This is a genomic window from Halomonas sp. OfavH-34-E (genome assembly GCF_024124525.1).
Taxonomy (GTDB): Bacteria; Pseudomonadota; Gammaproteobacteria; order Pseudomonadales; family Halomonadaceae; genus Halomonas; species Halomonas litopenaei.
In genome coordinates, this window is the sequence record NZ_JAMXRY010000003.1 from 117,926 (window position 1) to 136,187 (window position 18,262).

16 protein-coding genes are annotated in these 18,262 nt (G+C 65.1%); 8 read left to right on the forward strand and 8 right to left on the reverse strand.

Annotated features, from left to right (window positions below):
* The first annotated feature begins 363 nt into the window (after positions 1 to 363).
* Positions 364 to 882, forward strand: coding sequence for a fasciclin domain-containing protein (locus NH448_RS02460; RefSeq protein ID WP_083970387.1), 519 nt, complete (start codon positions 364 to 366; stop codon positions 880 to 882).
* 186 nt (positions 883 to 1,068) lie between these two features.
* On the opposite strand, the gene NH448_RS02465 is transcribed toward NH448_RS02460, so the two are convergent.
* Positions 1,069 to 1,557 carry a phosphatidylglycerophosphatase A gene (locus NH448_RS02465; RefSeq protein WP_045992618.1) on the reverse strand — a complete coding sequence of 163 codons (489 nt, stop codon included), beginning with the start codon at positions 1,555 to 1,557 and terminating at the stop codon, positions 1,069 to 1,071.
* A 70-nt stretch (positions 1,558 to 1,627) separates the two neighbouring features.
* The gene (locus tag NH448_RS02470; RefSeq protein ID WP_045992619.1) at positions 1,628 to 2,566 is read right to left on the reverse strand and encodes a transglutaminase family protein; all 939 of its coding nucleotides are present in this window, start codon (positions 2,564 to 2,566) and stop codon (positions 1,628 to 1,630) included.
* 584 nt (positions 2,567 to 3,150) lie between these two features.
* Between NH448_RS02470 and NH448_RS02475 the strand changes: the two genes are divergently transcribed.
* Both NH448_RS02475 and NH448_RS02480 read left to right on the forward strand, forming a co-directional pair.
* A complete protein-coding gene (locus NH448_RS02475; protein WP_253028376.1) occupies positions 3,151 to 4,608 on the forward strand; it encodes a circularly permuted type 2 ATP-grasp protein in 1,458 nt (485 codons plus the stop codon).
* A 4-nt stretch (positions 4,609 to 4,612) separates the two neighbouring features.
* Entirely contained in the window at positions 4,613 to 5,599 is a 987-nt protein-coding gene (locus NH448_RS02480) for an alpha-E domain-containing protein (protein ID WP_231498416.1), read from the forward strand.
* A gap of 151 nt (positions 5,600 to 5,750) precedes the next feature.
* Here the strand turns inward: NH448_RS02480 and NH448_RS02485 are convergent, their stop codons facing one another.
* Genes NH448_RS02485 through NH448_RS02495 form a run of 3 tightly spaced genes read right to left on the reverse strand, consistent with a single transcriptional unit; the run spans position 5,751 to position 8,419 of the window.
* Complete coding sequence (locus tag NH448_RS02485) at positions 5,751 to 6,809, reverse strand: putative zinc-binding metallopeptidase (RefSeq protein ID WP_045992621.1); 1,059 nt, start codon at positions 6,807 to 6,809, stop codon at positions 5,751 to 5,753.
* Between the two features lie 51 nt (positions 6,810 to 6,860).
* Complete coding sequence (locus tag NH448_RS02490; protein ID WP_052704337.1) at positions 6,861 to 7,901, reverse strand: alpha/beta fold hydrolase; 1,041 nt, start codon at positions 7,899 to 7,901, stop codon at positions 6,861 to 6,863.
* On the reverse strand, positions 7,898 to 8,419 hold the full coding sequence (locus NH448_RS02495) for a GNAT family N-acetyltransferase (protein ID WP_045992622.1): 522 nt from the start codon (positions 8,417 to 8,419) through the stop codon (positions 7,898 to 7,900). The genes NH448_RS02490 and NH448_RS02495 overlap by 4 nt, the downstream gene beginning before the upstream one ends.
* A 245-nt stretch (positions 8,420 to 8,664) precedes the next feature.
* Between NH448_RS02495 and NH448_RS02500 the strand changes: the two genes are divergently transcribed.
* The 5 genes from NH448_RS02500 (at position 8,665) to NH448_RS02520 (ending at position 13,917) form a co-directional block, all read left to right on the forward strand.
* Positions 8,665 to 9,585, forward strand: coding sequence for a glycosyltransferase family 2 protein (locus tag NH448_RS02500; RefSeq protein WP_071211112.1), 921 nt, complete (start codon positions 8,665 to 8,667; stop codon positions 9,583 to 9,585).
* A complete protein-coding gene (locus NH448_RS02505; protein WP_045992623.1) occupies positions 9,582 to 9,914 on the forward strand; it encodes a lipid-A-disaccharide synthase N-terminal domain-containing protein in 333 nt (110 codons plus the stop codon). Before NH448_RS02500 ends, NH448_RS02505 begins: the two co-directional genes overlap by 4 nt.
* A 4-nt stretch (positions 9,915 to 9,918) precedes the next feature.
* Positions 9,919 to 11,718 carry a glycosyltransferase family 39 protein gene (locus NH448_RS02510; protein ID WP_083970388.1) on the forward strand — a complete coding sequence of 600 codons (1,800 nt, stop codon included), beginning with the start codon at positions 9,919 to 9,921 and terminating at the stop codon, positions 11,716 to 11,718.
* Between the two features lie 371 nt (positions 11,719 to 12,089).
* Positions 12,090 to 13,091, forward strand: a complete 1,002-nt coding sequence (gene thpD, locus NH448_RS02515) for an ectoine hydroxylase (protein WP_083970389.1) — start codon at positions 12,090 to 12,092, stop codon at positions 13,089 to 13,091.
* A 148-nt stretch (positions 13,092 to 13,239) separates the two neighbouring features.
* The gene (locus NH448_RS02520) at positions 13,240 to 13,917 is read left to right on the forward strand and encodes a fumarylacetoacetate hydrolase family protein (protein ID WP_045992624.1); all 678 of its coding nucleotides are present in this window, start codon (positions 13,240 to 13,242) and stop codon (positions 13,915 to 13,917) included.
* 35 nt (positions 13,918 to 13,952) lie between these two features.
* Here NH448_RS02520 and NH448_RS02525 read toward each other — a convergent pair whose 3' ends face one another.
* From NH448_RS02525 to NH448_RS02535, 3 genes are all read right to left on the reverse strand, one after another.
* Positions 13,953 to 15,059: an alcohol dehydrogenase family protein gene (locus NH448_RS02525; protein WP_045992625.1), complete on the reverse strand. Its 1,107-nt coding sequence runs from the start codon at positions 15,057 to 15,059 to the stop codon at positions 13,953 to 13,955.
* A 229-nt stretch (positions 15,060 to 15,288) separates the two neighbouring features.
* Positions 15,289 to 17,208, reverse strand: a complete 1,920-nt coding sequence (gene speA, locus NH448_RS02530; protein ID WP_045992626.1) for a biosynthetic arginine decarboxylase — start codon at positions 17,206 to 17,208, stop codon at positions 15,289 to 15,291.
* Positions 17,205 to 18,170, reverse strand: a complete 966-nt coding sequence (locus NH448_RS02535; RefSeq protein ID WP_045992627.1) for a homoserine kinase — start codon at positions 18,168 to 18,170, stop codon at positions 17,205 to 17,207. The genes speA and NH448_RS02535 overlap by 4 nt, the downstream gene beginning before the upstream one ends.
* Positions 18,171 to 18,262 lie beyond the last annotated feature (92 nt).

Below are 18,262 nucleotides of genomic sequence, written 5' to 3' on the forward strand. Positions count from 1 at the left end.
CGTTGTGGAAGCGAGGCTGCGCATGGCCCTCCTGGCCGAGCCTCAACGGTACGAAAGGTTCTCATCGCCAGGCTTGATATGCAAGTATTGTATAGGTTTTCTGTCGCCGGAAGCGTATCGGCATTTCGCCGTCATTACCGTCTTTCCGAGCAGCGCCCATATCATGACGTCAAAAGATGACGCTTTGATGATCAGAGTGGCGAAAGCTGTCGTAAAACTTTTTCTTGTACATTACTTGTTCTTGATCTAGTTTTTGTACATGAATTGCGTCGTCCTGGTTGAACAGCCCCGACAGAGAGGTTCCCGGGAGGCGTGCAGTGGCGACGCGACATCTCGGAGCAATCACCGCAAGGAGGCGAGAGCATGAAAAAAGCAATGTCTGCCGCAACGTCGTTCCTGCCGAGCTGCGTGCTCGGCGTAGCGCTGCTCGCTGGCGGGGTGGCCGAAGCGGATCAGCAGCAACAGCAGGATCCCTCACGCAATCTGCTCGAAGTCGCCCAGGCCGACGGACGTTTCTCGACATTGCTTGATGCTGTCGAGAAGGCTGGCCTCGACGAGCCGCTACAGGGAGATCAAACCTATACGCTCTTTGCTCCAACGAACGAAGCCTTCGGTACCCTGCAGCCAGGACAGCTCGATGAGTGGATGAGCGACGACAAGGCCTCCCACCGACGTCTGGTCGAGGTCGTTTCCTACCACATGGTGGAAGGAGAAGTGTCACTGGAGGAGTCATACGAGGTGACCACCCTGCAGGGAACCGACATGGCCATCGACGCCCAGGAAGGCTCGGCAAGCGTAGGCAATGCCGCCGTGGTGGAGTCCGACATCAAGGCCAGCAATGGGGTGATCCACGTGGTGGACAGCGTGCTGATTCCTGAATAACCGAGGCTGAGTGAGTGACGCCAGTGCAACATCTGCTGCACTGGACGTCAGAGGCCGGGCACGAGGTCCCCCGGTCACTGTTTCGATAGATCCCTGTCCCGTTTGGCCGCCCGTCGAGGGCGGTTTTTTTGTGTCAGGGCTGTGGATATAGGAAGCGCCGCCCGGCATTGGCAGGCCGCTATTGGCTTATGAGGACTGCTCGGGGTCTCGTTGCCAGTAGCGGCGGGTCAGGCGCACCAGCAGTATCAGGGTGAGGGCGGCGTACAGAGCAGCCATCGCGTCGTCGGCGACGATGCCGAGTCCCCCGCCAATACCTTCGATCTCGCGTACCGGGGACAGCTTGGAGATATCGAACAGGCGAAACAGTAGATAGCCCAGCGGCAGGATGATGCGCCGTCGGTAGCGCGAGAAGGCCAGCACCGCGATGGGCAGGGCCACCCATTCGTCGAGCACGATCTGGGGCAGGTCGCCGCCGCCCAGCCACAGCGAAGCGAAGTGGCAGACGGGAACGGCCAGCACGAGGAGCGTCAGGGTAACGGCCAGGCGCGTGCCGAGCGGCAGCCGGAACAGCCACCAGGCGACCGGCAGTCCGATCAGGGAGCCGACCGTCCCCGGCGCCCAGGGGGAATAGCCCAGGCCGAAGCCGGTGGCAATCCAGATCAACAGGTCCTGCATGGAATCTCTCCTGGAACACGGTGGGCAGGGCAAGGCCGGGCAGAGCCTGCGCAATATAAAGGACAGCGAATCAGCCGGATATCGGCGCTGCCGGGTGATCGCCAGGGCTGGCGGAGGTCGGGCAGGTGGCCGCGACTTCCCCGGCGGGAACAACGTCCACTTCCACCTCGAGGCGCTGGCGCCCACCACCGGTCACCACGCCCTTGAGCGGCGCCACGTCCTCGTAGTCGCGGCCCCAGCCAAGCAACAGGTGTCGTTCGCCGGCGCGCACACCGTTGGTGGGGTCGAAGTCGAGCCAGCCCCAGCCGGGTATTAGCACGGAGAACCAGGCGTGGGAGGCGTCGGCGCCCATCAGTCGAGGCTGTCCTGGAGGCGGTCGAGTCTCGAGATAGCCGCTGACGTAGCGCGCGGCCAGACCCACCGAGCGCAGGGTGGCGATGGCCAGGTGAGCGAAGTCCTGACACACCCCACGGCGATGCTGGAGCACCTGGGACGGTGTCGTCTCCATGTCGCTGAACTCGCTGTCGTAGCGGAATTCCTCATGGATGCGACGGTTCAAGCGCTCCACGCAGTCCACCAGATCGCCACCAGCGGGAAAACAGTCTTCGGCCCAGGCGGCGAGCAGCGGGCGGCGCTCGATATAGGCGGAGTTTTCAAGAAACGGCTGTGCTTCGCGGAAACCTGGCTGGTGGCGGTCTGCCAACAGCTCTCGACACCGCTCCCAGCTAATGATGGCCTGCGGCGGTGTGGCGCGAGGCGAGGTCATGACCTGCGCCTCCAGCGTGACCTCGAGCTGGGTATGGGGGGTGTCGACCGCGAACAGCGCGATATGGTTGCCGAAGGCGTCCTGTCGGCTCTGGCGTAGCGACTCGCCCGGCGAGATCGACAATTGCGCCCAGGCAACCTGCTGGTAGGCCATCTCACGGGGTATCAGGCAGGCCTCGTTCTCGCTGAGTGTCACGATCTCGCTGTAGTGGTAGCGCGTGGTGTGGCGAAGTCGATAGATCATCTGCCGGATCCCGCCGTGCCACCCCTGACAAGGCTGGCCAGACGGCACCGCCTGGCGCCGCTGTCTTGAGCAGGGCAGGACAGCGGTGCGCACGAGCCAGGGAGTGCGGAACGAGAAGAGGCAGGCATGGGAAGCGAGGAGGCTCCTGGGTGTCGGCGAATGTTGCAGAAGGTGACGATATCCCCCCCGAACCGTGGCGACAAGATGTACCCGACTCCTGCCTTTCTCTCAAGCCCGAAAGGTGGGCGTCGTCAGCAGCAGGTGCCATCGACCGGCTTCTGCAAGGGCTGCCGAGGGCTACCGCCCGCGCTTGCCGGGGGGCGCCATGATTGCACCAGATCGGTGCTCGCTGCCCCTTCTTGCTGGTTCGTGGGGCACTTTCGGCAGGAGCAAGTGGTCGCTTTTTGTCCAAATTGCTCAATTGCGCCAGCCCATTCGGCGAGAAGGCTCGGCGCTGCGGCCTATTCTCGGCGGTCTGGTACAGGGCTTGCTATACAGCAAGGAGGGACCCGGTACGGTCGAAGGCGGGGGTGCCATCGTCGTGGTCGGGTCGCCGGATGCCGAAAACAATCGAGGGTGTGCCGATGAGCCATGTGGATTGGCAGCAGTACGACTGCGCAGGGTTCTATGACGAACTGGTGGCGACGCCCGGGATGCCGCGGGAGGCGGCCAAGATGCTGTGTGACGTGCTCGCGGGCTTTGCCCCTGACGAGTTGGAAGAGCGCAAGAACGCAGCAGAGATCGCCATTCGCACCATGGGGATCACCTTCACGGTGTATTCCGAGGGCAGCATGATCGACCGCGCCTGGCCTTTCGACATCGTGCCTCGCATCATCCCCGCCGACGAGTGGCGACGCACCGAGGCAGGCCTCAAGCAGCGGGTCGAGGCGCTCAACCTGTTCATCGACGACCTGTACCACGACCAGAAGGTCGTCAAGGATGGCGTGCTGCCGGCGGCGGTGCTCGAGCAATCCGTCAACTTTCGCCCCCAGTGTGTAGGGATCGATCCGCCCCACGGGGTCTGGGCGCATATCTGCGGCTCCGATCTGGTGCGTGGTGGCGACGGCACCGTCTACGTACTGGAGGACAACCTGCGGATACCGTCCGGGGTGTCCTACATGCTCGAGAATCGCAACGTGACCAAGCGCGTGCTGCCGGAGCTGTTTGCCTCGGGCAAGATTCATCCGGTGGACGACTATGTGCCCCAGCTTTACGACATGCTGGCGGGCATGTCGCCACGCCATTGGGACGATCCCCAGGTGGTGGTGCTGACCCCGGGTATCTACAACTCGGCCTACTACGAGCACGCCTACCTGGCCCAGCAAATGGGTGTGCAACTGGTCCAGGGCCCGGATCTGCTGGTCGATGACGACGACGTGGTCTACATGCGCACCGTCCAGGGGCTGACCCGTGTGGACGTGATCTACCGCCGCGTCGACGACGCCTTCCTCGACCCGGAGGCGTTTCGCAAGGACTCGGTGCTGGGCGTGCCCGGATTGATGCGGGCCTGGCGCAGCGGCAAGGTGGCGCTGGCCAACGCCCCGGGGGCCGGTGTCGCCGATGACAAGGTGGTCTACGCCTTCGTGCCGAAACTGATCAAGTACTACCTGGATCAGGAGGCACTGCTGCCCAATGTGCCGAGCTACCTGTGCATGCTCGAGGAAGACCGCCGCTATGTGCTGGAGCACCTGCATGAACTGGTGGTAAAGCCCGCCAACGAGTCCGGCGGCTACGGCATGCTGATGGGCCCCCAGGCCTCCCAGGCCGAGCGTGATGCCTTCGCCAGGCTGATCCAGGAGAACCCACGCAACTACATGGCCCAGCCCATGTTGAACCTGTCCACCACCCCCACGCTGTTCGATGGCCGGCCCGAGCCGCGCCACGTCGATTTGCGTCCCTTCATCCTGTCGGGCCAGGACGGCGCCTACGTCACCACCGGTGGCTTGACCCGTGTGGCCCTGGTCAAGGGCTCGCTGGTGGTCAACTCGTCCCAAGGGGGCGGCAGCAAGGACACCTGGATCGTCGAGATGGGGGAGGACTGAGACCATGCTGATGCTTTCCAGAGTCGCCGAAAACCTGTACTGGATGGCCCGCTACATCGAGCGTGCCGAAGATACCGCCCGGCTGATCAACGTCTCCAGTCACCTGATGCTGGACATGCCCTACCGCCAACCGCTGGGATGGGCGGCGATGGTCGATATCACCGGGGGCGCCGAGGTGTTCGAGACCCTCTACGACGAGCCCAACGATCGCAACGTGGTGCAGTTCCTGTGTGCCGACCGACGCTACTCCGGCTCGATCCTGTCCGCCCTTGCCCAGGCCCGCGAGAATCTGCGCACCACGCGGGACGTGGTACCGCGGGAGGTCTGGGAAGAAATCAACCAGCTCTACATGACCGCCAGTGCCCACGCCGATGCGGGCCTCGGCCCGGGACGCCGAGAGCGCTTTCTGAAGCTGGTGATTCGTGGCTGTCAGACGTTGATCGGGTTGATCGAGGGCACCCTCAGCTACGGTGGGTCACGGACCTTCATGATGCTCGGGCGCCAGCTCGAACGGGCCGACATGATCACCCGCATCATCGATGTGCGCTCGGCCAACCTGCTGCAGCGTGACAGCGACGAGATTCGTCCGTTCGAGCACCTGCAGTGGATGAGCGTGCTCAAGTCATTGACGGCCTACCAGATGTATCGACAGCACGTGCGCTGTCGGGTCAGGGCCACCGACGTGCTGCGTTTCCTGGTGCAGGACTCCCTGTTCCCGCGTTCGGTGTCGCGCAGTCTCAAGGACAGCATTCGCGCGCTGCGCTCGCTGCCTCGCCACGAACGCGCCCTGGCAACGGCAACGCTGGTGCTGGCCGATGTGGCCGAGGCCGACGTCCGTGCCCTGGTGCGCTCCCCCGAGGCCCTGCACGACTTTATCGACGTGCTGCAGCAGGGCTTTGCCGAGCTGCATACGGCGATCGCCCGCACCTACTTCCCGACCCTCGATGACCTGGGCGATGGCGAGCTACTGGCGGCCAGCGACCAGGCGTGAAGCCAGGCGGGCCAGGTATCCCATGGCCCGCCTGCCCTGAGCCACTGCTGAACCTAGCCAAGCCGGATCTCGCCAAGCCGGATATTGCCAAGCATTGCGGCCCCTCTGGAAAGAGGGCCGCATGGTGGTGCTAGGTGGGAAGACGGGCGGCTTACTGCTGTCGTCGCGCCGCCAGCACCATATCGTGGATATAGCAAAGCTTGCAGGCGATGGTCGGGGTGATCACCTCCGGCACCAGGTCGAGCAGCCCCATCTCGCGGTTCATCTCGTTGAAGCCGAGACTCAGGCGGCGAAAGGTGGTCAACATCGCTTCGAGGTCCTCGTCGAAGCCGGTGGGGGTGATGCCGAAGTGTCCGGCGGTATCGAGGATGGCGACCATGTCCAGGTAGAAGCCGAAGGTTTCGGCGAAGTCCTCCCAGGGGTGCATGGTGGCGTAGGCCGACACGAAGCGGCCGCGCCAGTCATTCGGTGGTCCCTGCTGATAGTGGCGATCGAGGGCTTCGCTGTAGCTGGGGTTGTTGTGGTCACCGAATACCTCGATGCAGGCTGGCTCGTCCCGGTTCTTGATCAACAACTCCCAGTAATAGTGTCCGATCTCGTGGCGGAAGTGGCCGATCAGGGTGCGGTGGGCCTCGTTGAAGTCGTTACGCAGGCGCTCGCGCTCGACGTCGTCGGCTTCCTTGACGTTGATGGTGATCAGTCCGCCGGCGTGACCGGTGAACACCGGCATGCCCTCGTCGCTGGAGTGCCAGTCGCCTTCTGCCGCCACTTCGTCGGCGAGGAAGGCGAAGGCCAGCGGCGGGTTGGCGCGGCGGCCATCTACCTCGTGGGGTAGCCCCAGCAGGTCGAGGGTGTAGAAAAGCCGGCGCTTGGCACTCTCGAGCTTGGCCCAGCGTTCACGATGGCCGGGCACCGACAGGTCTGGGATGGCCTGGTTGTGGCGACAGCAGTCACACAGCGTCATGCCACGGTTGGCCTCCTCGATGGTGATCATGCGGTTGCAGACCCCTTCCACGGAATAGTTGTGGCACTTGACCAGCAGCGTAGCGCAGGTGTCGTCGACGCAGCGGTAGCGACCATCGGGCTGGAGATCGACCGTCACCAGGGCATGGCAACCCGGGCACCAGCCAAGTTCGGAGTGGCATACCAGGCAGAGGGTATTGTCGAAGAACAGGCGGTTGTCACAGCGTTGGCAGGGGTAGTGGCGCATTCGCATGCCCTCGGGCGTGGCCAGTCAGGTGTCGTCGCCAGTATAGCCAGGCTACCGGGCGGGCGGCGGGTCGGTCTCGTCTGGAGTGTGCTGAGGCGACTCGGTGGCGTGGGCCGTGGGCGCTGGCGCCGGCGACTGCGCCAGCGCCTGGGCGAGAAATGCCCGCTGGTCGTCGGCGAAGGCCGCCCGCCAGTCACCCTCGTAGATCTCGAAGTGGCCGGTGTCGTAGGTCTTGAGTGTGGCCCGTGATCCCAGTGCTTCCGCCAGCCGGTAGCCGGGGGCGATCGGCGCGACGCTGTCACGCAGGCAAAGTTGCAGCAGCACCGGACAGTGAACCTGGCGGGCCCGGGTGACCGGACGGTAGAGCCCGAGCGCCAGCAGGGCTCGTGGCGCAATACGATTGTCGAAGTCGTCATCGACAAACGACAGGATTCCCGTCAGGGCGTCCGGGGCGGACAGCGCGGCCAGGGTCCCCGGCTCGCCGGCCAGTGGCAGGTACCGGGGCCCTCGGCCGAGGCAGCCCCTGGCAAGGTCGGCGAGTCCCACCCCGGTCATGCGCAGGAAGGTGCCAAGTCCTGCGTCCTTGAGCTTGAGCAGCGATGAGGCCCGACCGTCGAGCATCGGATTCATGGCGATGACTGCAGCGACATCGTCGCGACGAGCCGCCAGAGTGATGACATGGGCCGACGAGAATGACGTACCCCAAAGCACCAGCGGGAGGGCCGGTGCCCGGCTCCGGGCATAGTCGATGGCGGCCACGTAGTCCTGTTGCTGGCGCTTGATACCGAGCAGCTGGCGAGGCTCGCCGTCGGAGCGGCCGAAGTGACGATAGTCGAAGACCAGCACACTGTGGCCGGCGCGATGCAGGGCCTGGGCGTAGCCGGCAAGGCCGCCTGCCACCGTTCCGCCAAGACCGTGGGCCATGACCACCACCGCACCATCGTCGGCACCTTCGAACCACCAGCCGCGACAGCGAGTATCGTCGCTGTCGAAGGTTACCGCTTCGGCGCAGGACAGCTCGCTGGTGTCGGCACTGTCGAGGGGCAACGGTGTGGCGCTGTTGTCGGGGCTGGCGTCATCACTTTCGCTCATCGGCTGGCCTCCTTCAGGTCGCCATCCTGGCCGTCATCCCGGTCGTCATCGAAGACGGCCAAGGTCATGTAGACGCTGTTGGGATCCTCGACATAGCCGGCGAAGGGCGCACAGGGGGTAAAGCCGTGACGCGTGTAGAACTGGCGAGCCGGAGCGAAGCCCGGCTGTGAGCCGGTCTCCAGGCTCAGCCGGCGATAGCCACGCAGTCTGGCCGCCTCGATCACCTTGTCGAGCATCAAGGAGGCCAGACCCCGGCGAAGGTGGCTTGGTGCCGTGCGCATGGACTTGATCTCGCCGTGGTCGTGGCTGACTTCCTTCAGGGCGACGCAGCCGACCAGATCGTCATCATCCCACAGCCCCCACAGGGTCACCTCCGGCGCCTTCAGTTCATCCAGGGTCAGGGCATGGCGGCTTTCCGGCGGCGAGGTGGGCGCCAGTTTCTTCAGCCCGCGGCGGTGGGCGCGGATCATCGCCGCCATGGCGGGGGCGGCAGGGTCCTCTTGCTGGAAACGCAACATGGCTACCTCGATGCAGTGGTGCCTTCAGGGTACCTCAGGTGGCACGGTTTTCGGACATCGAGTATGCGGTGGCACGTCGTCTCGCACAGGAGATCGATGAAGGTGTCTCGCCTGGAGGCTCCTGCGACGCTGTGAGCGTGGTGACGTCTCGGTGACGTCGTGACCAAGGGCGGCATTTATGAATTAAGGGTGGCTTAAGTATCGCCGGGCAAGGTGACGGTATTCCCCAGTCCGAGGCGAATCCCATGCACGCTATAACCCTGTCGGTAGTTATCCCCGCCCATAACGAAGCCGCCAACCTGCCCACGCTGCTCGATGAAGTCGAACGGGCGCTGTCGCACCAGGCCTACGAGGTCATCGTGGTAGACGATGGCTCTGACGATGATACCTGGCCGCTGCTGGTGACGCGGGCGCACCGTCAGGACTCGCTGAGGCCACTTCGCCATTGCGATAGCGCGGGTCAGAGCACCGCCCTATGGCAGGCAGCGAGGCATGCCCGAGGCGAGTGGCTGGCGACCCTGGACGGCGATGGCCAGAATGACCCCGCCGATATTCCTGCGTTGCTGGAAGCCGCAAAGGCGGCGCGGGTGGACCTGGTGGGCGGCCATCGCGTCACGCGCCAGGACTCCGCGCTCAAGCGGCTGTCTTCTAGGGTGGCCAATGCGGTTCGAGCACGACTGCTCGGCGATGGCTCGCCGGATAGCGGCTGTGGTCTCAAGGTGATCCGCCGGCAGGCGTTTCTTTCGCTACCGTACTTCGATCATATGCATCGCTTTCTGCCCGCCCTGGTCACTGCCCAGGGCGGGCGTTGTCTGTCCCGCCCCGTCAATCACCGCCCCCGGGGGGCGGGGCGTTCCCACTATGGTCTCGGCAACCGCCTGTGGGTCGGCATCATCGATCTGGTCGGAGTGTGCTGGCTGCAACATCGCTGCCGGCTACCGGTGGACTGTCGTGGTGTCGATGATGCGCTCGACCCGCCTCGGGTCGGGACGACGCTGTGGCATGGGGAGCTGGCCTTTGCGACGGACACCACCGTCAGCAAAACTGGTCGGCAGCAGCCGATGCCTGACGGTCTCGATGTTGTCCTGCCCCGTGTCGTCTTTGGCAGTACGGCCTCAAGCAGCAGCGTTACCCTGAACCAGGCCGCCGCAGGGCCGTCGCAATGACGCTGTCCTGGTGGTTGGCGGTGGGTTTTCTCGGCCAGGCGCTGTTCTCGGCGCGCTTTGTCGTGCAGTGGATCGCCAGTGAGAGGGCGAAACGCAGCGTGGTGCCGGTGGCCTTCTGGTTTCTCAGCCTGGCCGGGGGGGTGACCCTGCTGGTCTACGCCATACATCGCCGAGACCCGGTGTTTATTCTTGGGCAGGGGGCCGGGCTCTTTATCTATCTGCGCAATGTGATGTTGCTGCGCAACAATACCATCGGCAGATCCTCGCAGCGGCCGGGCGAACCGGCGCCGTCTTCCATCGAATCGACGTCGTTGCGTGCCGGAGGATAGCGTCATGCCCCCCTTGAGAATGCCTCTTCGCCTGTCCTGGGCCGGTTGGCTGGCCTTCTGCGCCTTCGCCGTCCTGCTGCTGGCACTCGGTCTCGGCTGGCGCGATCCTTGGCCCGCCGATGAGCCCCGTTTCGCCTTGAATGCCATCGAGATGCTGGTGACCGGAGATTTCTGGATCCCCCATCGCGGCGGTGAACTCTACGCTGACAAGCCGCCGATCTTCATGTGGGCAAGCGCCCTGGGCATCTGGCTGACCGGCTCGATGCGAATCGGCTTTCTGCTGCCGTCGCTGCTGGCCGGGCTCGGCTCCCTGGCGCTGATCGTGGATCTGAGTCGGCGTTTATACGGCCCGCGCATTGGTCTGCTGGCGGGCATTGCCACCCTGGCGACCCTGCAGTTTGTGTTGCAGGCCAAGACCGCCCAGATCGACATGCTGTTGACCTTCTTTACCACCCTGGGCGCCTACGGACTGTTACGCCATGCCCTGCTGGGGCCCTCTCGCTGGTGGTGGCGGGCGGGCTTTGCGGCCATGGGGGCCGGCATCCTGACCAAGGGGGTGGGCTTTCTGCCGCTGGCGCTGCTGCCCGCCTGGTGGTGGTTGGGGCGCGGCGGTGTCAGCGGTAACAGGGGGGCTGGCCGGCTGACGTCGCTCCGCCTTCGCGACCTTCTCGAGGGACTGGGGTGCCTGCTCGCGGTGGTGCTGGCCTGGGGGTTGCCGATGATCCTGATCACCAGCCTGAGCGACGACCCAAGCCTGGTGGCCTATCGTGACAATATTCTGTTCAAGCAGACCGGTGAGCGCTACGCCGACGCCTGGGCTCACCTGCGCCCCTGGTACTACTACATCGCCCAGGTGCTGCCCTGGGCCTGGATGCCGCTGGTGCTGACCTTCCCCTGGGCCTTTCCCAACTGGTGGCGACGCATTCGCCGCGGTGATGCGCGTACGCTGCTGCCTGTAAGCGCCGTGGTGTTGATCGTGGTCTTCTTCTCGCTGTCACCGGGTAAACGCGGCGTCTATATGCTGCCGACCCTGCCGCTGATGGTGCTGGCGCTGGCGCCGCTGCTGCCGGCGCTTGCCAGGCGGATCGGCCTCAATCGCGCGGGCTTTGGAGCCGTCATCCTGCTTGGCGGGCTGCTGGGGTTGGCGGGCCTTCTAGGGCTCTGCGATGTCGCGCCGTTGGAGCGTCTGGCCCATCGCTGCGGGATCACTCCCTGGTGGGAGTGGCTGGCGCTGGGGGGCCTGGCTCTGTGCCTGGCGCTTGTGTTTAGGCCGCGCCGGGGCCTGGTCGCCGTGACCCTGTTCCTGTGGTGCCTGTGGGGGTGGTGGAGTACCCAAGGCTACGTCTGGATGGACCCGGAGCGCTCGCCTCGGGACATGATGGCCAGGGTGGCGGAGCTGGCGGGGCCGGCCGGTGAGATCGCGCTGTTGAACTTCGATGAGGAGATCCTGCTGCATGCGCGCACGCCAAGCGTTCACTTCGGCGACATGACGCCCATCGAGCAAGAGCTTCCTGCCGCCATGGCCTGGCTCGCCGAGGCGCCGTCGCGGCGCTGGATGCTGGTGGTGGACAAGGATCTGGAAGACATCGACTGCGGCGAGCTTGGCCAAGGGTTCGACCTCGGCCATCAGAATCGCCACGACTGGCTGCTGCTGCCGGGTAGCGCCTTCGCTGGCTGCCCCCAGGATCGCGGCGCTGCACCGCTCTACCTGGCACCAACATCGCTGCCAGGCTCCGGCGCCTGGCGCTACTTCACCGAGACACAGCCTGTCCCCGGCGAGGTAGCAGGAGTGACGCATCGCTGAAAGTTAGACGCAAGTTGTGCAAGGGTTGAATTCAAGAGGCGGCTTTTGTAGCTTGGGCTCGGGGAGATAGCCTTCTCCTTCAGGGCGGCGCTATACCTCAAATTCAGCCTTGAATGCAGCCTTGAATGCAGCCTTGAGTTCAGCCTTAGATGCACCTTGGGATGCAGCCTTAGATGCACCCTGTGATGTGGCCTTGAATGCTGCCCTTGATGCAGTCGGTGATATGGCCTTTGACGGTCGGTGACGCCTGTGTGGCGCAGCATTTCTGGGCCGTCGCTGGTGTACAGGTAAGTCGCTGGTGTACAGGTAAGTAGCGCCGCGGGTACGAGTTCGAATCTGAAAGCTGATCAATACCAAGGGAGGGTGATCGGATGGAAGTGCAGACATCGTCCAATCCGCAAACCAAGCATCGCAGCAACCTGGACCCACAAGACCAGCAGCGTTTCGACTGGCAACGTTTCGCCGGGCTCGACAGCGGCCAAGCTCGCGCCACCCGCTACCCGACGCGATTGCCCGAACCGATGGACAGCCTGTGGGTCGACCGCCAGGGCCCGGTGGTCAAGGGCAGCGCCGACCAGGGGCCGCTGAGCCAGCAGCAACTCGACGAGTTCGAGCAGAAGGGCTTTCTGTTTGAGCCCGGCTTCCTCGGTGGCGAAGAGCTCGCACGCCTTCGCGAAGAGCTCAAGGCATTGCTCGACAACGACGCCTATCGGGGCAAGGACTACAGCATCGTCGAGCCGAGCGGCAAGGAGATCCGCTCGCTGTTCGCCGTGCACTATCTGTCCCGGGTGTTCGCCCACCTGGCCAATGATGAACGTCTGGTCGGCCGCGCTCGCCAGATTCTCGGCGGCGAGAGCTACGTCCACCAGTCGCGCATCAACTACAAGCCAGGCTTCGAGGGCAAGGGCTTCAACTGGCACTCGGACTTCGAGACCTGGCACGCCGAGGACGGCATGCCCGACATGCACGCGGTGAGTGCCTCCATCGTGCTGACCGACAACCACGAGTTCAACGGTCCGCTGATGCTGATTCCCGGCTCCCATCGTGTGTTCGTGCCGTGCATCGGCGAGACGCCGGACAACAACCACGAGAAGTCGCTGCAGAAGCAGGAGATCGGGGTGCCGAGTCAGGAGGCCCTGCGCCAGCTGATCGATCGCAACGGTATCGAGGCGCCCAAGGGCAGCGCTGGTGGGCTGTTGCTGTTCGACTGCAACACCCTGCATGGCTCCAACGCCAACATGTCGCCGGATCCGCGCAGCAATGCCTTCTTTGTCTACAACCGCGTCGACAACCGCTGCGTCGAGCCGTTTGCGGCCAACCGCCGTCGCCCGGATTTCCTGGCCCACGAGCCTGGCAGCGATTTCAATCCCTGAAGCGACGGTCGCCACCGCTCGCGATGAGCGTGATGGCTGGGATAGACTCGAAAGGCGCGCCTTGGGCGCGCCTTTTTTGCATGCCACGCGACCCCGTTCGCTGGGCCGTGTCGTTTCCTATCCTTCTTCATGCCTTCAGGAGCCTGCCATGTCTCTCGTCCCGAGCTTTGTTGACGGTGACGCCTTCTCCCAGCCACTTGGCAAGGTGGTCTGTGTTGGACGCAACTACGCCGAGCACGCCAAGGAGCTCGACAACCCGGTACCCGACGCACCCTTGCTGTTCATCAAGCCGGCGACCAGTGTGGTGCCCTTGGAAGAGCCGATCGGCGGTCCCTTCGAGCGCTCCGACGTACACTTCGAGACCGAGCTTGCGCTGTTGATCGGCGAGACCCTGCGTGAGGCCACGCCCGAGCAGGCCGAGGCGGCAGTGGTCGGGGTCGGGCTTGCGCTGGACCTGACGTTGCGTGATGTCCAGTCGGCGCTGAAGAAGAAGGGGCATCCGTGGGAGATCGCCAAGGCCTTCGATGGCGCCTGCCCGCTGTCGCGTTTCGTGCCCATCGAGGCGCCGCTCGACTGGTCGGCCATCGAGTTCAGCCTCGACATGAACGGTGAACGTCGCCAGCACGGCGTGGCCCGAGACATGCTGTTCGCGATCCCGGCGCTGCTGTCCGAGATGAGCCAGCACTTCACCCTGGCCCCGGGTGACGTGGTGCTGACCGGCACCCCGGCCGGTGTCGGCAAGCTGGAGAAGGGCGCGAGCCTGGCTTTCGAACTGACACTGCCCAGCGGCCAGCGCCACGCCCTCGAGACCCGCGTGCTCGGTTAACGCTTGGCTAACCCGCAGTCCCGACGCCTTCGGCGTCAGTCCAGCGGCGGCGGCAGCAGCACGAAGTTGCCCACGTGCTGCTTCTCGAGAAAGGCCTGCTGGGCCTCGACGATCTGCGCAAGCGGGAAGGTCCTGGCCAGCAGGGGACGAATCTCGCCGCGCTCGATGTAGCCGATCAGGTCCGGAAAGATCGGCTCGTCCCAGGCGGTGGAGCCGATCAGGCGCACGTCCTTGAGGTACAGCTTGCGCATGTCGAGCTCCACCACCGGCCCTGCGATGGCACCGGAGGAGACGTAGCGGCCGCCGCGGTCGAGCACCTCCAGCACCCCGCCAAAGCCCTTGCCCGCAACGTTATCTACCGCGACGTCGATGCTCGACTCGCCGAGGCTTGCCAGCAGATCATCGTCGCGGTCGAGCAGGTGGTCGGCGCCAAGGGCGCGGATCGCCTCGTGCTTGGCGCTGCCCGCCACCGCCGTGACGTGGGCACCCCGGCGCTTGGCTAACTGCACCACAGCCGAGCCGACACCTCCCGAGGCACCGGTGACCAGCACCCGGTCGCCGGCGCCGACACCAGCGCGGTGCAGCATGTTCTCTGCGGTGCCGTAGGCGCAGGGGATGGTGGCGAGTTCCTCGTCGCTCCAGTTGCAGTCCACCGGGAATATCTCGCTTGCGGGCACCTTGACGAACTGGGCGAAGGCTCCGTCGAAGTCCGAGGCCATCCACACCGAGTCCCAGTGATCGAAGCCCTTGGTGCGCATGCAGGCGCGTACCAGTACCCGCTTACCCAGCAGGTCCGCCGTGGCCGAGGCGTTGGCACCTTCCTCTCCCGGCGCACCCAGGGCCACTACCTCGCCACAGCAGTCGGTGCCCTGAATCAATGGAAAGGGAGTGGCACCGTTCCAGCCGCCATCCTCGGAGTCGGCGGCGTTCTCGGCGCTGTCATCGAAGGCGTCCGCCGATGCCCGGGTGTCGCTCTTGACGCTGGCGGAGTACCAGCCGAGCCGGGTATTGATCTCGGTGTTGTTGACGCCGGCGGCGAGCACCCGCAGCAGCACCTCTCCGGGGCCCGGCGTCGGGGTCGGGACTTGTTGATAGCTGAGCTTGTCGTAGCCACCGTTGCCGGTGGTGACCACCGCCATCATGGTGGGGGGAATTCTGGGCTGTGAGTCTCGGGGCTGTGAGTCTTGGGGGTAGGGGGCCGGGGATGCGATGGCGCTGTCCTCCTGTGGTCAAGATGTGTCTTGCTTGATGCATATCTCGCCACGAGCGTGGGCCAGGCGCAAGAGCTGAAGTCCCCAATAGCAGGTGCCCGGCGATACCTGTAGGCATCGCCGGGCGAAGGCTCACACGGAGTGGGGCGTGCGGGTCGGCTCACTCCAGGTAGGTGTAGCCGTCGAGCCCTTCTGACAGATCATCGAGGAAGTGACGCTGTTCGCGTGGGTCGAGGTTGCTGCGGGTGAGCTGGACCCGGAGCCGTTCGCGCAGCACGTCGGCGTTGAAGTTGACGTAGCCGAGTACGTCGGAGACCCGGTCGCCCCACTGCAGGTTGGTCAGGCGCCAGCCACCGTCGCGATCCAGCGAGGCGTCGACAGCGTCGGTGTCGCCGAACAGGTTGTGCAGATCACCGAGGATCTCCTGGTAGGCGCCGACCATGAAGAAGCCGAGCAGGCGCTCGTCGTCTTCGCGCCACTCCGGCAGCGGCAGGGTGGTTTCGACCCCCTGGCCGTCGACGTAGCTGTCGATGCGCCCATCGCTGTCGCAGGTGATGTCCTGAATCACTCCACGGCGGCTTGGGCGACGGTCGAGCCCGGACAGCGGCAGCACCGGGAAGATCTGCTTGATGCCCCAGACGTCGGGCATCGACTGAAACAGCGAGAAGTTGACGAACAGCTTGTCGGCGAGTTTCTCGGCCAGCTCGTCGAGGATCTCGCGGTGGGCGCGATTGCGTGGGTCGAGCTGTGACCTCAGGGCGGCGCAGGCGGCGAAGTAGACGCTCTCGCCCTCGGCGCGGGCGGCCAGATCGGCGGCCCCCAGCACGAAGCGGTCGTGCAGGTCGCCCATGTCCTGGATCAGGTCGTGCCAGGCCTCCACCAGCCCACGCGGTTCCGGCTCGCGCTTGAGGAAGTCCAGGGTGCGCCACAGCGCCTCGACCTCGGGGTCGTCGCTCTTGCGTTCGGTCGGCGGCGCGGTGTCCACGCTTTCCTCGCCGATCACGTTGGTGATCAGCACCGCGTGGTGGGCGGTCAGGGCGCGGCCGGATTCACTGATCAGATGCGGCTGGGGCAGACCTTCGGCGGCACACACCTGATTGAAGGCGTAGACCACGTTACGGGCGTACTCGAGCATCGAGTAGTTGATCGAGCAGAAGTTGCGCGAGTGGGTGCCCTCGTAGTCGACCCCAAGTCCACCGCCCACGTCCACGGTGTCCACCGGCGCGCCCAGTTGGCGCAGGTACTGGTAGAAGCGCGCGCACTCGCGCAGGCCACGCTGGATATCACCGATGTTGGCAATCTGGGAGCCCAGGTGGAAGTGCACCAGCTGCAGGCTGTCGAGTCGCCCGGCTTCGGTCAGGCGCTCGACCACGGTCAGGATCTGGCCGGCGGTCAGGCCGAACTTGGACTTCTCTCCGCCGGTGTCCTGCCACTTGCCGCGGCCCACCGAGGACAGTCGGGCACGCAGGCCGATGCGCGGGGTCACCCCCAGGCGTTCGGCCTCCTCGAGGATCATCGGCAGCTCGGAGAGCTTCTCCACCACCAGATAGACCCGATGGCCGAGCTTCTCGCCCATCAGCGCCAGGCGAATGTACTCGCGATCCTTGTAGCCGTTGCACACGATCAGCGAGGGGCCATCGCCGGACAGGGCCAGCACCGCCAGCAGTTCCGGCTTGCTGCCGGCCTCCAGGCCAACCCGGTCGCGCCCGCGCTCGTTGGTGGCGAGGATCTCTTCCACCACTCGGCGCTGCTGGTTGACCTTGATCGGGTACACCGCGGTGTAGCCGCTCTCGAAGTTTTCCTCGGCCATGGCCTGGTCGAAGGCCGCGCACAGCTGCTCGACCCGGTCGTGCAGGATATCGGTGAAGCGGATCAGTACCGGCAGGCGCAGGCCGGCCTGGCGGATCTGGTCGACCAGGCCACGCAGCGACAGGCTGGGGCCGGGTTCGACCTCGCCTAGCGGGCGGACCAGTGCCTGTCCGTCCTCGTCCACGTCAAAGTAGCCGCTACCCCACTGGTCGATGTTCCAGGTGCGGCGGGCGCGTTGCACGGCGGAGTCGGCGTCGGGCTTGTGGCTCACGGGCGGGCCTCGATGTCTGGCAAGGGCAGGGCTCCATGTTCCAGGCGCGCAAGCAGGATGCGCCGGAACTGTTCGGGATCGTGGGGGGTCAGGTCGTGGGCCGGTGGGTCCACGTAGACTACCAGCAGGCGAGACAGCCAGTAGCGCAGGGCGGTCAGGCGCAGCATCAGCGGCCACAGTTCGCGCTCGGTGGCGGTCAGCGGGCGTTCGGCCAGGTAGGCCTCGAGCAGAGCGTCGTGGCGCTCGGCTACCAGGCGACCGTCGGCGTCGGTGGCCCAGTCATTGATGACGATGGCCAGGTCGAACAGCAGGTCGCCGGTGCAGCCGTTGTAGAAGTCGATGATGCCACCCAGGCGCTCGCCGTCGAACAGCGTGTTGTCGCGAAACAGGTCGCCGTGCAGGGCGCCCTGGGGCAGCGGCTCGGCGCTTTCCAGCGCGGCCTGATAGGCGTCGACCTCGTCCTGCATCAGCGCCTGGTCCTCGGGCGAGAGGTAGACCAGCACCTTGTGGTGCATGGCCGACAGCCAGTGAATATCGCGAGGATTGGGACGGTGTCCACCGAAGTGGCGGGAGACACGATGCATCTCGCCGAGCGCCTGCCCCAGCGCTCGGCACTGGGTCACGTCGGGCGCGCTGGGATGGGCGCCCGGCAGGCGCGGAAACAGCAGCGCCGGCCGACCCGCCAGCTCGTGCAGGGCGATACCGTCACGGTCGTGAATCGGCCCGGCCACCGGGATTCGGTGCTCGTCGAGGAAGTCGAGCAGCTCGACGAAGAACGGCAGCTCTTCGTGCTCTCCCTGCTCGAACAGCGTCAGCACCAGTTCGCGACGGTCGGTGGTGACAAAGAAGGTGCTGTTCTCGGTGCCCGCGGGCACGCCCTGCAGCTTCGTCAGTTCGCCGACGTCAAAACGGCTTAGAAAGCCTGCGACCTGTGCGTCGTCAAGCGGAGTGAATACGGCCATGAATCGTCTCGCCCGGGGTTGCCAAGGCGCCTATTGTAGCGACTTGGCACCGAGTTGCACGTGATCTACGGGAGTGGTCTCAGCGGGCTTTC

Excerpts from the sequence above, each read along its gene's own strand:
- NH448_RS02470 (WP_045992619.1), bottom strand. The coding sequence starts at position 2,566 with ATGATCTATCGACTTCGCCACACCACGCGCTACCACTACAGCGAGATC.
- NH448_RS02495 (WP_045992622.1), bottom strand. The coding sequence starts at position 8,419 with ATGTTGCGTTTCCAGCAAGAGGACCCTGCCGCCCCCGCCATGGCGGCG.
- NH448_RS02505 (WP_045992623.1), top strand. The coding sequence starts at position 9,582 with ATGACGCTGTCCTGGTGGTTGGCGGTGGGTTTTCTCGGCCAGGCGCTG.
- NH448_RS02465 (WP_045992618.1), bottom strand. The coding sequence starts at position 1,557 with ATGCAGGACCTGTTGATCTGGATTGCCACCGGCTTCGGCCTGGGCTAT.
- thpD (WP_083970389.1), top strand. The coding sequence starts at position 12,090 with ATGGAAGTGCAGACATCGTCCAATCCGCAAACCAAGCATCGCAGCAAC.
- NH448_RS02490 (WP_052704337.1), bottom strand. The coding sequence starts at position 7,901 with ATGAGCGAAAGTGATGACGCCAGCCCCGACAACAGCGCCACACCGTTG.
- NH448_RS02520 (WP_045992624.1), top strand. The coding sequence starts at position 13,240 with ATGTCTCTCGTCCCGAGCTTTGTTGACGGTGACGCCTTCTCCCAGCCA.
- NH448_RS02500 (WP_071211112.1), top strand. The coding sequence starts at position 8,665 with ATGCACGCTATAACCCTGTCGGTAGTTATCCCCGCCCATAACGAAGCC.
- NH448_RS02485 (WP_045992621.1), bottom strand. The coding sequence starts at position 6,809 with ATGCGCCACTACCCCTGCCAACGCTGTGACAACCGCCTGTTCTTCGAC.
- NH448_RS02535 (WP_045992627.1), bottom strand. The coding sequence starts at position 18,170 with ATGGCCGTATTCACTCCGCTTGACGACGCACAGGTCGCAGGCTTTCTA.
- NH448_RS02460 (WP_083970387.1), top strand. The coding sequence starts at position 364 with ATGAAAAAAGCAATGTCTGCCGCAACGTCGTTCCTGCCGAGCTGCGTG.
- NH448_RS02475 (WP_253028376.1), top strand. The coding sequence starts at position 3,151 with ATGAGCCATGTGGATTGGCAGCAGTACGACTGCGCAGGGTTCTATGAC.
- NH448_RS02525 (WP_045992625.1), bottom strand. The coding sequence starts at position 15,059 with ATGATGGCGGTGGTCACCACCGGCAACGGTGGCTACGACAAGCTCAGC.
- NH448_RS02480 (WP_231498416.1), top strand. The coding sequence starts at position 4,613 with ATGCTGATGCTTTCCAGAGTCGCCGAAAACCTGTACTGGATGGCCCGC.
- NH448_RS02510 (WP_083970388.1), top strand. The coding sequence starts at position 9,919 with ATGCCCCCCTTGAGAATGCCTCTTCGCCTGTCCTGGGCCGGTTGGCTG.